A 12,454-nucleotide genomic window follows, 5' to 3' on the forward strand; every position below is an offset into this window, starting at 1 on the left:
GGGCCGCTGGGGGGATCGCGGGACGGGCCGGCGCGATCCGGATGACAGACAAAACACAGGCGGTGCCGGCAGGCCGGCGCCTTGGCGCCTGCTTACTTCAGGGTGCCCTTGGGCAGCACCTGGGCGATGGCGCTGCGCTGCAGCTGCACTTCGACGCCGGGCGAGACTTCCATCGAGACGCTGCCTTCGGACAGCTTGGTGATGCGGCCGATGATGCCGCCCGCGGTGGCGATCTCGTCGCCCTTGGCGACCGCCTCGATCATCAGGCGATGCTCTTTCTGCTTCTTCATCTGAGGGCGGATCATGATGAAGTACAGCACCACGAACATCAGCACCAGCGGCAGCATGCCGGTGAGCGAGGACATCATGCCGCCGCCGGTGGCGGATGCGGCGGGCGCGGTCTGGGCAAAAGCGGAAGAGATGAACACGTTGTCGGCTCCACGGCCGGAGGGCCGTCGGGTATTGAGGAAAAGGGCGATTCGCACACAGCCGCTTGCCGGTCGGGCAGCAGGCGGGCGAACCTCGAATTGTATGCGGGCACTATTTGCCCTTCACCTGCAGACCCCTGGCCCTCACGGTTATGGCTGTAGGAGCGTGCCCACGGCCAAGTGACGACAGGCGCGTACGCCGCACACGGCCTCTTTCGGAGCAGATTCCGGCATCACTCAATCAGATGGAGCTAGCCGTGTCCTTTGCCCTTTACATGATCGGTTTCCTCATTTTTCTCGGTGGCCTCATCTGGGGCGCCGTGGCGGCACATGTACCGAACACCTATATCGCCATCGGCGCACTGATCGTGCTCGGCATCGGGATTTTCAGCGCGGTGGGCCGCACGCGCAGCAAGGATCCGTCCTGACCGGCGGTTTCCCCAGTCTCCGCCGCGGCTGACTTGCGGCACACTTGCCGCCTCGCGCGCCCGGCGCCGGGGCCGCAGAGTCCCGAACGGGCCGTTGTACAGCCCATCCGGAGACTCTTCCCATGATTCGCAAAGCCCTGTCGTTCGCCCTGCTCGCCGTGGCATGCGCCACCGGTGTGCAGGCGCAGGCACCGTCCACCTACCCCAACAAGCCCATCCGGCTGATCGTGCCCTTCCCGCCAGGCGGCGGCACCGACATCCTGTCGCGCCTGGTCGCACAGAAGATCACCGAAGCCACCAGGTGGACCGTGGTTCCCGACAACCGGGCCGGCGCGGGCGGCACCATCGGAATCGCCGAAGCTGCCAAGGCCCAACCCACCGGCTACGACATCGTGATGGGCCAGAAGGACAACATGGTCGTGGCGCCCTGGCTCTACAAGAACGTGGGTTATGACCCGACACGCGATCTGGTGGCGGTGGCCGATGTGGCCTACACACCCATCATCATCGTGACCTCGGCCACCAACCCACGCTTCAAGACGCTGGGTGACGTCGTCACTGCCGCCAAGGCGCAACCCGACACCATCACCTTCGGCTCGCCCGGCAACGGCACCACCATCCACCTGGCGGGCGAAATCTTCAAGCAGGCCGCCGGCATCCAGATCCGCCATGTCCCCTACAAGGGATCGAACCCGGCGCTCATGGACGTGCTGTCCGGCAATATCGACCTGATGGTTTCGTCGGTGCCGTCGGCCATGGCACAGATCAAGGCCGGCAAGTTGCGGCCGCTGGCGGTGACCTCCATCAAGCGCAGCAGTTCGCTGCCCGACGTGCCCACCGTGGCCGAACTGGGCTACAAGGACTTCGACGTCAGCACCTGGTATGGACTGTTCGCGCCGGCCGGCACGCCGCAGGCGGTGGTCACCCAGCTCAACCGCGAGGTCAACAAGCTGCTGGCGACCAAGGAAATGCAGGCCGCCATCCACGACCAGGGCGCGGAGCCGCAGTCGATGACACCCGAAGCCTTCGGCGCCGTCGTCAAGAGCGACTACCAGAAGTGGAAGGGCATCGTGCACGCTTCCGGCGCCACGATCGAATAAGCCCCCGGCGGCTTACTTTGCCGTAGGCATCACGAACTCTGCGCCCTTGGCCGTGTTCTCCGGCCAGCGCTGCATGACGCTTTTCTGCTTGGTATAGAAACGCACGCCTTCCTCGCCGTAGGCATGCATGTCGCCGAACAGGCTCTTCTTCCAGCCTCCGAAACCGTGCCAGGCCATGGGTACCGGGATCGGCACGTTGATGCCGACCATTCCGACCTGGATTCGACGTGCGAATTCCCGGGCGACATGGCCGTCGCGCGTGTAGCAGGCCACGCCGTTGCCGAACTCGTGGTCGTTGACCAGCTCCACCGCCTCGGCGAAGTCGGCGACCCGCACGCAGGCCAGCACCGGGCCGAAGATCTCTTCCTTGTAGATCCGCATCTCCGGCGTGACCCTGTCGAACAGCGTGCCGCCGGTGAAGAAGCCATCTTCATGGCCGGGCACCTTGAGACCGCGGCCGTCCACCACCAGTTCGGCGCCCTCTTCGACGCCGATGGCGATGTAACCCTCGATGCGCTCCAGCGCCTGTTTCGTCACGATCGGGCCCATCTCGGCGTCGGGTTCCATGCCGTTCTTCACGATGAGTGCCCGGGCACGTTCCGCCAGTTTCGGAATGATCCTGTCGGCCACGTCTCCCACCAGCACCGCCACCGAAATCGCCATGCAGCGCTCGCCGGCCGAGCCGTAACCCGCACCGACCAATGCATCGATGGCCTGGTCGAGGTCGGCATCGGGCATCACCACCATGTGGTTCTTGGCACCGCCCAGAGCCTGCACCCGTTTGCCGTGGTGCGCGCCGGTTTCGTAGATGTAATTGGCGATGGGCGTGGAGCCGACGAAACTGATCGCCTTGACGTCGGGGTGTTCCAGCAGGGTATCGACCGCCAGCTTGTCGCCCTGCACCACGTTGAAGACGCCGTCCGGCAGGCCGGCCTGCTTCAGCAGCCTGGCCATCAGCAGTGACGCCGACGGATCGCGTTCGCTCGGCTTCAGGATGAAGCAGTTGCCGGCCGCCAGCGCCACCGGGAACATCCAGCACGGCACCATCACCGGAAAGTTGAAGGGCGTGATGCCGGCCACCACACCCAGCGGCTGGCGCAGGGTCCAGTTGTCGATGCCGGTGGACACCTGGTCGGTGAAGTCGCCCTTCAGCAGCTGCGGAATGCCGCAGGCGAATTCGATGATGTCGATGCCGCGCGAAACCTCGCCCTGTGCGTCGGTGAACACCTTGCCGTGTTCGGCGGTGATGATCGCAGCGAGCTCGTCCTTGTGCTGGTTGACCAGTTCCAGGAACTTCAGCATGACCCGTGCACGGCGGATCGGCGGTGTGTCCGCCCAGGCCGGAAACGCCTTCTTGGCGCTGGCGATGGCGGCCTCGACATCGGGCTTTGCCGCCAGCCTCACCCGCCGTGCTTCCTTGCCCAACGCCGGGTTGAACACCGCCTGGCTGCGGTCGCCGGAACCCGGGAAAAGCTGGCCGTCGATGAAATGGACAATGTCGACAGAGTCGGTGAAGGCGGTGGTCATGGCGGGCTGTCCCTGGCGAATTGGAAGACTGGCAGTCTAGGAATCCCGCCCGGTGCTGCCTAGCCCTGCCGACTGAATTGATTGTTCGGAATGCTGAACAATCAGGCCATGAAATCCGAAAATATCGACGCCTTGTGGGCTCACCTGCACTGGCTGACCGTGCTGCACCAGCAAGGCAGTTTCACCGCGGCCGCTGCACGGCTGGGTGTCAGCAAGGCGGCCATGAGCCAGCGCATCGCCGAACTGGAACGGTCGGCCGGAGTGCCCCTGGTGCAGCGCACCACCCGCAGCGTTCGGCTCACCGAAGCGGGCGAACGGCTGGTCGACGGCACCCTCGGCGCCTTCGAACAGATACGCCACAGTTTCGCCGGCGTGCGTGACCTGGCGACCGAAGCGCAGGGCCTGCTGCGGGTCACCGCGCCGGTCGCCTTTGCCCGGCAGCAGCTGGTCCCGCTGCTGGGCGATTTCCTGAAGGCACATCCCCGGGTGCGGCTGGAGCTGGACATGTCGGACCGGCTGCGTTCCCTGGCCATGGAAGGCTTCGACCTGGCAGTGCGCCACACGGCGAGCCTGCCGGAAACCCATGTGGCCTGGCGCCTGGCGTCCACCCGGTCGGTGCTGGTCGCCAGCCGTGCCTATCTGCGGCGGCGCGGCACACCGGGCGTGCCAGGCGACCTGGCCGACCATGACTGCCTGTTCTATCCCCGTGCGCAGGACGCGGCCGCCTGGGCCTTCGTGCGCGACGGCGAGCGGATCACCGTGCCGGTGTCGGGTCCGTTTTCAGCCAACAACAGCGAGGCGCTGCGCGACGCTGCCTCGGCCGGCGTCGGCATCGCCCTGCTGCCCGACTTCAGCGCGCAATCCGCATTGGCGGCGGGCAAGCTGGTCGAGGTATTGCCGCAGTGGGCCAATGTGGATGCCTTCGGCGAATCGCTGTTCGCGGTGCGGCCGTATTCGGCGCACGTGCCGCGTGCCGTATCGGCCTTTGTCGACCACCTGAAAACCGCCTTTGCCGGCGGCTTTTCGGCCGCGCCACCCGCCTAGGCGGCTGCGCTTTCGAGGTAGCGTTTCAGGTAGCGGCCGGTATGGCTGGCCGGGTTGCCGGCCACCTGTTCGGGTGTGCCCTGCGCCACCACGGTGCCGCCGCCGGCACCGCCTTCGGGGCCCATGTCGATCACCCAGTCTGCCGTCTTGATGACGTCCAGGTTGTGTTCGATCACCACGATGGTGTTGCCCGCGTCGCGCAGTTGGTGCAGCACCTTCAGCAGCAGGTCGATGTCTGCGAAATGCAGGCCGGTGGTGGGCTCGTCCAGCACGTAAAGCGTGCGGCCGGTGTCGCGTTTGGAAAGCTCCAGCGCCAGCTTCACCCGCTGCGCCTCGCCACCCGAAAGTGTGGTCGCCGCTTGCCCCAGGGTCAGGTACGACAGGCCCACATCGAGCAGTGTCTGCAGCTTGCGGGCGATGGTCGGCACCGCGGTGAAGAAGCCATGCGCCTCTTCGACCGTCATCGCCAGCACCTGCGCGATGTTGCGGCCCTTCCACTGCACTTCCAGCGTCTCGCGGTTGTAGCGTGCGCCGCGGCAGACATCGCAGGGCACGTACACGTCCGGCAGGAAGTGCATCTCCACCTTCACCATGCCGTCGCCCTGGCAGGCCTCGCATCTCCCACCGGCGATGTTGAACGAGAAACGGCCCGGGCCGTAGCCCCGTTCCTTGGCGGTGTTGGTCTCCGCCATCAGCTCGCGGATCGGTGTGAACAGGCCGGTGTAGGTGGCCGGGTTGCTGCGCGGCGTGCGGCCGATGGGCGACTGGTCGACATTGATGACCTTGTCGAAATATTCCAGGCCCTCGATGGTTTCGTGTTCGGCCGGTTCGTCGTGGGCGCGGTGGATCAGGTGCGCGGCGGCGGTGTACAACGTGTCGTTGACCAGCGTGCTCTTGCCCGAGCCCGAAACGCCGGTCACGCAGGTGAAAAGTCCCACCGGGAAATCGACCGTCACGCCCTTCAGGCTGTGGCCGGTGGCGCCCACCACCCGCAGCGATTGCAGGCCGTCGCGTCCGGTGGTCGGCATGGCCTTGCGGAAGCGTGCCGGAGCGGCGTCTGCGCGTTCGACCTGCACCTCGGCACCCACCGGCAACCATGCGGTACGACGGGCCGGCACTGCGATGCTGCGGCGGCCTGAAAGGTAGTCGCCGGTCAATGAATCCGGATTGGCCGACACCTCGGCATAAGTGCCCTGCGCCATCACCTGGCCGCCGTGCACACCGGCGCCCGGGCCCATGTCGACCACATGGTCGGCGGCGCGGATCATGTCTTCGTCGTGCTCGACCACGATCACGCTGTTGCCGATGTCGCGCAGGTGGCGCAGCGTCTCGATCAGGCGGTCGTTGTCGCGCTGGTGCAGGCCGATGCTGGGCTCGTCCAGCACGTACATCACACCGGTCAGGCCGGAGCCGATCTGCGACGCCAGACGGATGCGCTGGGCCTCGCCGCCCGACAGCGTTTCGGCGCTGCGGTCCAGGCTGAGATAACTCAGGCCGACGTCGTTCAGGAACTGCAGCCGCAGGCCGATCTCTCGCACGATCTTCTGGGCGATCTCGCCCTTGGAACCCGCCAGCGTCAGCGTGCCGCACCAGGCCTGGCTGTCGCGCAGGGTCATGCGGCTGACGTCCTGGATGGCCAGCGCGCCCTCGCCTTCGCCCATGCGCACATGGCGGGATTCGATGCGCAGCCGCGCGCCGCCGCACGACGGGCACGACTGCGTACCCCGATAGCGCGAAAGCTCTTCCCGAACCGCCGGCGAATCGGTTTCGCGCCAGCGCCGCTGCATGTTCGGGATGATCCCCTCGAAGGGATGCTTGCGGCTCATCTTGCGGCCGCTGGCGCTGCCCTCGAGCGTGTAGCCGAACTTGATGTCCTCGGTGCCCGAGCCGTGCAGCACCACCCCGCGGACATGCTCGGAAAGCTCTTCGAACGGCGTATCGATGGCGAAGCGGTAATGCGAAGCCAGGCTTTCGATCATCGTGAAATAGAAGGCGTTGCGGCGGTCCCAGCCCTTTACTGCGCCCGCTGCCAGGCTCAGGCTGGGGAAGGCCACCACACGGTCTTCCTCGAACACCTCCAGCACACCCAGGCCGTCGCAGGACGGGCAGGCGCCGACCGGCGAATTGAACGAGAACAGGCGCGGTTCCAGTTCGCTGATCGACCAGGCGCAGATGGGGCACGCAAAACGGGTGTTGAACATGTGTTCGACCCCGGTGTCCATCTCCAGCACGATGATGCGGCCCGCCCCTTCCACGCCACCCACCCGCAGGGCGGCCTCGAAGCTTTCGGCCAGTCGCTGGCGGAATTCGGTACGCGCCTTGGGGTCGGCATCGGGCCGTACCCGCAGGCGGTCGATCACCACGTCGATGTCGTGTTTCTCGGTCTTCTTGAGCGGGTTCAGGTTTTCATGTTCGACCACCGTGCCGTCGATCCGGAAACGCACATAACCCTGCGATTGCATCTCGGCGAATACGTCGGTGAACTCGCCCTTGCGGTCGCGTGCGACGGGCGCCAGGATCATCAGCCGGGTGTCGTCGGGCAGCGCCAGCACCGCATCGACCATCTGGCTGACCGTCTGCGAGGTGAGCGGCACGCCGTGTTCGGGGCAGTGCGGCGTACCGGCGCGGGCATAGAGCAGACGCAGGTAGTCGTGGATTTCGGTCACCGTGCCGACGGTGGAACGCGGGTTGTGGCTGGTGGCCTTCTGCTCGATGCTGATGGCGGGCGACAGGCCCTCGATCAGGTCGACGTCGGGCTTGTCCATCAGCTGCAGGAACTGCCGTGCATAGGCCGACAGGCTTTCCACATAACGCCGCTGTCCCTCCGCATACAGCGTGTCGAAGGCCAGGCTCGACTTGCCCGAACCCGACAGGCCGGTGATCACCACCAGCGCATTGCGCGGCAGGTCGAGATCGATGTTCTTGAGGTTGTGGGTGCGCGCGCCGCGGATGCTGATGCGCTGCTCACGCAGCACCTTGCCCAGATAGGCAGGCGCCGGGGCGGCGGCGTCGGGCGTGCCGTTCGGATGGTCTTCGGGTCGGCGGGGCTGGCTCAAGGTGGGCGCGCTGGGGTGGGCGTAAGTAACCGACCATGATAGCCGGCCACACCCCGGCGGGCCGTGTCGGTTTTCGTGTGTCCCTTATCTCTATGGGCGAGCCGATCGGTCAACCACCACGCGGTTCCGCCCGGTCCGTTTCGCTTCGTACAAGGCCTCGTCCGCCCGCCCCATGAGCGTGGCCAGGGTGCTGTTGGGCGGCGCATGCGCGATGCCGCCGCTGAAGGTCGCGACGAACCGGTTGCCCGACAACCCGTGCGTGACCTGCGAGAAGCTCTCGCGCAGGTCTTCGACGAGTTGCAGCGCCTGCTCCGGCCCGCAGTCGAAAAGCACCACCGCGAACTCCTCGCCCCCGTAACGGCCCACCACATCGGTGCCGCGCACCCTCTGCCGCAGGTGGCGGGCCAGGGTCATGATGACCCGGTCGCCCATGCCGTGGCCGTGGGTGTCGTTGATGCGCTTGAAGTGGTCGATGTCCAGCAGCGCATAGGCCATGGGCTTGCCCTGGCGACCGGCCTGCTGCAGGTAGTGCTGCAGCAGCGCCTTGGTCTTGCCGTGGTTGTACAGCCCGGTCATGCTGTCTTCCTCCATCAGCCGGCGCAGGCCACGGTAGCGCCTGGCCTTCTGCGTGACCACGTTGTAGAGCAGCTCGGTCGCCACCGGCTTCAGCAGCAGGTCGTCGGCGCCCAGGCGCATGGCGTCGTTCTGGGCCTTGGGGTCGGTCTCGCCGGTCAGGAAGACGATCGGCACCGACTCGAAATCCTTGTGCTGGCGGATGATCTGCGCCACTTCCAGGCCGGTGCAGCCCTGCATGTGGATGTCGAGCAGCAGCACGTCGGGCACAAAGAAACGCAGCACCTCCAGCACCTTGTGGGGCTGGCTCAGGATGCCCAGCTGGATGTCCGCGAAGGGCTCCATCGCCCGGCGGATACCGGCTAGAACAGTGCGTGAATCGTCCAGTATCAGCAGCCGATAAGGCGGCTCTTCCACCGGAAACGCCAGCGGGTCTATCACCTGCACCAGCGCCTCCATGGTGAGAGGGGAAGTAAAGAAAAAACAGGCGCCGCGCCGCAGGGCCTGAAGGCGCAGCGCGTAGTCGCCTTGGCCCGCCACCGCGCACCAGGCGATGCGGTGCCGGCTCAGTTCGAGCACCGCGGCGTTGGTCTCGGCGCTGAAACCCGCCTCGACATCCACCAGCACCGCCACCGCCGTGCCCTGGATGGCTGCGGCCACCGCCAACATCGCGTCGGCATGGCGCTCCAGGCGCAAACCGTATTGCTCCATGTAAGGACCGATGCCGCGTTCCAGCATTTCATCGGCGCTGAGCATGACGATCAGCGGCAGTTCGCCCTCACGTCGCTTGCCGGGCAATCGCGCCAGCGGATGGCTGTCGTCGGGTGGGGCCTGCAGCGCGATATCGAAGTCGGCCATCAGGAACCGGGGCGCGATGGAGAAGAGACCTGCATCGAAAAATTACAGCACGGAGCGCCGGCTTTTGAAAGTCAAAAAGTAACGATCCGGCCACCTGTTTTCCCGCTCGGACATACCGCCCGCGGCAGCGGCTGGGGCCGATCACCGACAATCCGCATTTGCGCCGCCATCCCGTCCTGCCCGTGACCTCCGCGACCCCCGTGTCTTCCCCCACCTCCCCTGCTTCCGACGCCCCGCCGGCAGGTGCGGCCAGCGCCCACCGCATGACATCCGTCGAACGCCGCGCCAGCTTTTCGCTGGCTTCGCTGTTCGGGTTGCGGCTGCTCGGCCTGTTCCTGGTGCTGCCGGTATTCGCGCTGGAAGCACGGCGTTATCCGGGTGGCGACGACCCCGCGCTGGTCGGGCTGGCCATGGGCATTTACGGGTTGACGCAGGCGTTCCTGCAGATGCCTTTCGGTTTTGCATCCGACCGTTTCGGCCGCAAACGCATCATCGCCATCGGCCTGCTGGTGTTTGCGCTCGGCAGTTTCATCGCCGCCTTCGCCGACAGCCTGCACGGCCTCCTGATCGGCCGGGCGATCCAGGGCGCGGGCGCCGTCTCGGCCGCCATCACGGCCCTGCTGGCCGATCTCACGCGCGACTCGGTGCGCACCAAGGCGATGGCGCTGGTCGGCGGCAGCATCGGGCTGATGTTCGCGGTGGCCCTGGTGGCGGCACCGCCGCTGTCGGCGCACATCGGCCTGTCGGGCCTGTTCGCGCTCACGGGTGTGCTGGCGCTGGCCGGACTGGCGGCCACCATCTGGTGGGTGCCGCCGGAGCCGGTGCACGGCGCGGGCGCACCGCGGGCGCCGCTGTCGGCGCTGTGGGGCCAACGCGACCTGCTGCGGCTCAATTTCGGCGTGTTTGCGCTGCACACCATCCAGCTGTCGATGTGGGTGGCGGTGCCGGCCCTGTTGGTGCACGCGGGTTTGGCAAAGGAACGCCACTGGTGGGTCTATCTGCCGGCCGTGCTGCTGTCCTTCGTGGTGATGGGCGCCGCACTTTTTCCGCTGGAAAGAAAAGGCCATCTGCGGGCGGCGCTTCGCGGTTCGGTCGGGCTGATCGTGCTGGTGCAGGCAGGGCTGCTCGGGCTGTCGCTGGCCGGCGGGCAGGTGGCCGATTGGGGCGTGGCTCCGCTGGCGGTGCTGCTGCTGGTTTTCTTCTGCGGCTTCAACGCCCTCGAGGCCAGCCAGCCCAGTCTGGTGTCGCGGCTGGCACCGGGCGCGCTGCGCGGTTCGGCGCTGGGCGCTTACAACACGCTGCAGTCGCTCGGCCTGTTCGCCGGAGGCGCGATGGGCGGAACCCTCATCAAGGAAGCCGGCCCGATCGGACTGTTCTCGGCCACGCTGCTGCTGTCCCTGGCCTGGCTGGCCGTGACCTGGGGACTGAACCCGCCGGCACCGCCTGCCGGCGGTTCGTCGCTGGACCGCTAGGCACTCAGGCGCAGCAGCGGTTCGCCCCGATTCCAGCGGGCCAGGTTTTCAAGAAACATCGCCGCCACCCGCGCTGCATTGCCGTCGGAAAAACCGGCGCTGTGGGGGGTGGCGATCACGTTGGGCAAATCCCAAAGCGGCGATTCGGCGGCCAGAGGCTCATGCGCGAAGACATCCAGGTAGGCACCCGCCAGCCGACCGGAGCGCAGGCTTTCGATCAACGCCGGCTCATCCACGATCTCGCCGCGGGCCACGTTCAGCAGATGGGCGCCGGCCGGCAATTTCGCCAGTACAGCGGCACCGACCAGCCCGCGTGTGCGTTTGCTCAGGGGGCAGGCCAGCAGCAGCCAGTCGGTGGTGGGCAGCAGGTCGTCCAGCTGCTCGAAGGCCACCGTCGGAATGTCGGCCGACACGGGCTGCGCGCTCGACCGCACCACCGCCACCTTCAGGCCCAGCACCGCCAGCACACGGGCGGCCTGCTGGCCGATGGGACCCCAGCCGACGATGGTGACCTGCTGCCCCGCCAGTTCGCGTGGCAGGGCGCTGCCCATCAGCGATGCCCAGCGGTGTTCGCGTTGCGCCGCCATCAGTTGCGGAAACCGCCGAGCCAGTGCCAGAAGCCCGGCCACCGCGGTCTGCGCCACCACCTCGGCGTTGGCACCCGACGCGGTGGCGACGGCCACGCCGCGCTCACGCAATTGTTCGAAGACGGGGCGGTCGGCGCCCGCCGAATGCACCTGCACCCAACGCAGCGACGGGGCGGCCAGCAGCGCGTCGTAGAAAATCCGGGTGTGCGGCAGCACCTGATGTTTGGTCGACAGCCCGGTCACCTCGCGCGAGATGAAAGCCAGGTCGGCATCCGGCGTGTCCTCCGGAAACACCAATTCGTGAGCGCGGCCCTGCAAGGTGGCCGCAATGGCGTCGCCATGCCTCGCTGCGGCCAGCCTGGACAACAGGATGCGCAGCGACGCGCCGCCCGGTGTCATTCCGCCGTCGCCCCCGAGGCCTTGACGATCGCCGCCCATTTCTCGAACTCCTTCTGGGTGAACCGGCCGAACTGCTCGGGCGATCCGCCGACCGGGTCCGCGCCCTCACGCACCATCTGTTCTTCCAGCGAGGGCAGGATTTCGTTGACCGTCTTGTTGAGCAGGGCGATGACCGGTGCGGGTGTCCCCCTGGGCGCGAAGAAACCAAACCAGGAACCCGCCTCGAAACCCGGAAAGCCCTTCTCGGCCACCGTCGGCACGTCCGGCAGAGAACGCGACGGCTTGCTGCTGGACACCGCCAGCGCCCGCAGCTTGCCGGCCTTGATGTGCTGGATCACCGACGGAATGGTGGCGAACATGAACTGCAGCCGGCCGGCCAGCAGGTCGTTGAGTGCGCCCGAACCCTTGTAGGGCACATGCAGGGTGTCGGCACCGATGCGCTGGCTGAGCATGTAGCTCGACAGGTGCGACGAGGTGCCGACACCGGTCGAGCCGTAGCTCAGCTTGCCGGGGTTGGCCTTGGCGTAGGCGATGAAGGCCTCCAGCGTCTTCGCCGGCACGTCGTTGTTGACCACCAGCACGTTGGGCACGTCGGCCAGCTGCACCACCGGCACCAGGTCCTTCAGCGGGTCGTACGACAGGTTCTTGTAGAGCGTCTGGTTGACCGCCATCGGGCCGACCGAATTGACGATGAGGGTGTAGCCGTCGGCCGGCGCACGTACCGCCATTTCGGTGCCGATGTTGCCTCCGCCGCCCGGCTTGTTGTCGATCACGAAGGGCTGGCCCAGCTTGTCGGTCATCTTCTGGGTGACCGCACGCGCCAGGATGTCGGTGGTGCCGCCTGCGGTGAAGGCGACCAGCACCCTGACCGGCTTGCTGGGATAGGCGGCCTGGGCCTGCACGTGGGGCGCGCAGCCTGCGGCCACCGCCAGGGCCATCGTTCGGCCCAGCAGTTGTCTGCGAATCATTTTTTGTCTCCTGT

At 66.8% G+C, this 12,454-nt stretch carries 10 protein-coding genes; 4 read left to right on the plus strand and 6 right to left on the minus strand.

The window, feature by feature from the left end:
- Positions 1-92 precede the first annotated feature (92 nt).
- A complete protein-coding gene (yajC, locus tag AC3ANW_RS20530) occupies positions 93-428 on the minus strand; it encodes a preprotein translocase subunit YajC (RefSeq protein WP_488342675.1) in 336 nt (111 codons plus the stop codon).
- Between the two features lie 257 nt (positions 429-685).
- Between yajC and AC3ANW_RS20535 the strand changes: the two genes are divergently transcribed.
- Positions 686-856 carry a hypothetical protein gene (locus AC3ANW_RS20535; RefSeq protein WP_488342676.1) on the plus strand — a complete coding sequence of 57 codons (171 nt, stop codon included), beginning with the start codon at positions 686-688 and terminating at the stop codon, positions 854-856.
- Between the two features lie 122 nt (positions 857-978).
- Positions 979-1,956 (plus strand): Bug family tripartite tricarboxylate transporter substrate binding protein, encoded by a 978-nt coding sequence (locus AC3ANW_RS20540; RefSeq protein WP_488342677.1) that lies wholly within the window; start codon positions 979-981, stop codon positions 1,954-1,956.
- A 12-nt stretch (positions 1,957-1,968) separates the two neighbouring features.
- On the opposite strand, the gene AC3ANW_RS20545 is transcribed toward AC3ANW_RS20540, so the two are convergent.
- The gene (locus tag AC3ANW_RS20545; RefSeq protein WP_488342678.1) at positions 1,969-3,483 is read right to left on the minus strand and encodes a CoA-acylating methylmalonate-semialdehyde dehydrogenase; all 1,515 of its coding nucleotides are present in this window, start codon (positions 3,481-3,483) and stop codon (positions 1,969-1,971) included.
- Between the two features lie 108 nt (positions 3,484-3,591).
- Here AC3ANW_RS20545 and AC3ANW_RS20550 point away from each other — a divergent pair, with 108 nt between their 5' ends.
- Positions 3,592-4,527: a LysR family transcriptional regulator gene (locus AC3ANW_RS20550; protein WP_488342679.1), complete on the plus strand. Its 936-nt coding sequence runs from the start codon at positions 3,592-3,594 to the stop codon at positions 4,525-4,527.
- Here AC3ANW_RS20550 and uvrA read toward each other — a convergent pair.
- Both uvrA and AC3ANW_RS20560 read right to left on the minus strand, forming a co-directional pair.
- Positions 4,524-7,511, minus strand: coding sequence for an excinuclease ABC subunit UvrA (uvrA, locus tag AC3ANW_RS20555; RefSeq protein WP_488345474.1), 2,988 nt, complete (start codon positions 7,509-7,511; stop codon positions 4,524-4,526). The two genes, AC3ANW_RS20550 and uvrA, sit on opposite strands and share 4 nt — an antisense overlap.
- 162 nt (positions 7,512-7,673) lie before the next feature.
- Positions 7,674-9,014 carry a diguanylate cyclase gene (locus tag AC3ANW_RS20560; protein WP_488342680.1) on the minus strand — a complete coding sequence of 447 codons (1,341 nt, stop codon included), beginning with the start codon at positions 9,012-9,014 and terminating at the stop codon, positions 7,674-7,676.
- A gap of 263 nt (positions 9,015-9,277) precedes the next feature.
- Here AC3ANW_RS20560 and AC3ANW_RS20565 point away from each other — a divergent pair, with 263 nt between their 5' ends.
- The gene (locus tag AC3ANW_RS20565; protein WP_488345475.1) at positions 9,278-10,486 is read left to right on the plus strand and encodes an MFS transporter; all 1,209 of its coding nucleotides are present in this window, start codon (positions 9,278-9,280) and stop codon (positions 10,484-10,486) included.
- Here AC3ANW_RS20565 and AC3ANW_RS20570 read toward each other — a convergent pair.
- Both AC3ANW_RS20570 and AC3ANW_RS20575 read right to left on the minus strand, forming a co-directional pair.
- Positions 10,483-11,511, minus strand: coding sequence for a D-2-hydroxyacid dehydrogenase (locus AC3ANW_RS20570; protein WP_488342681.1), 1,029 nt, complete (start codon positions 11,509-11,511; stop codon positions 10,483-10,485). The two genes, AC3ANW_RS20565 and AC3ANW_RS20570, sit on opposite strands and share 4 nt — an antisense overlap.
- Positions 11,469-12,440: a Bug family tripartite tricarboxylate transporter substrate binding protein gene (locus AC3ANW_RS20575; RefSeq protein WP_488342682.1), complete on the minus strand. Its 972-nt coding sequence runs from the start codon at positions 12,438-12,440 to the stop codon at positions 11,469-11,471. The genes AC3ANW_RS20570 and AC3ANW_RS20575 overlap by 43 nt, the downstream gene beginning before the upstream one ends.
- Between the last annotated feature and the right edge of the window lie 14 nt (positions 12,441-12,454).

It is taken from the genome of Xylophilus sp. PBN-3R (assembly GCF_057747805.1).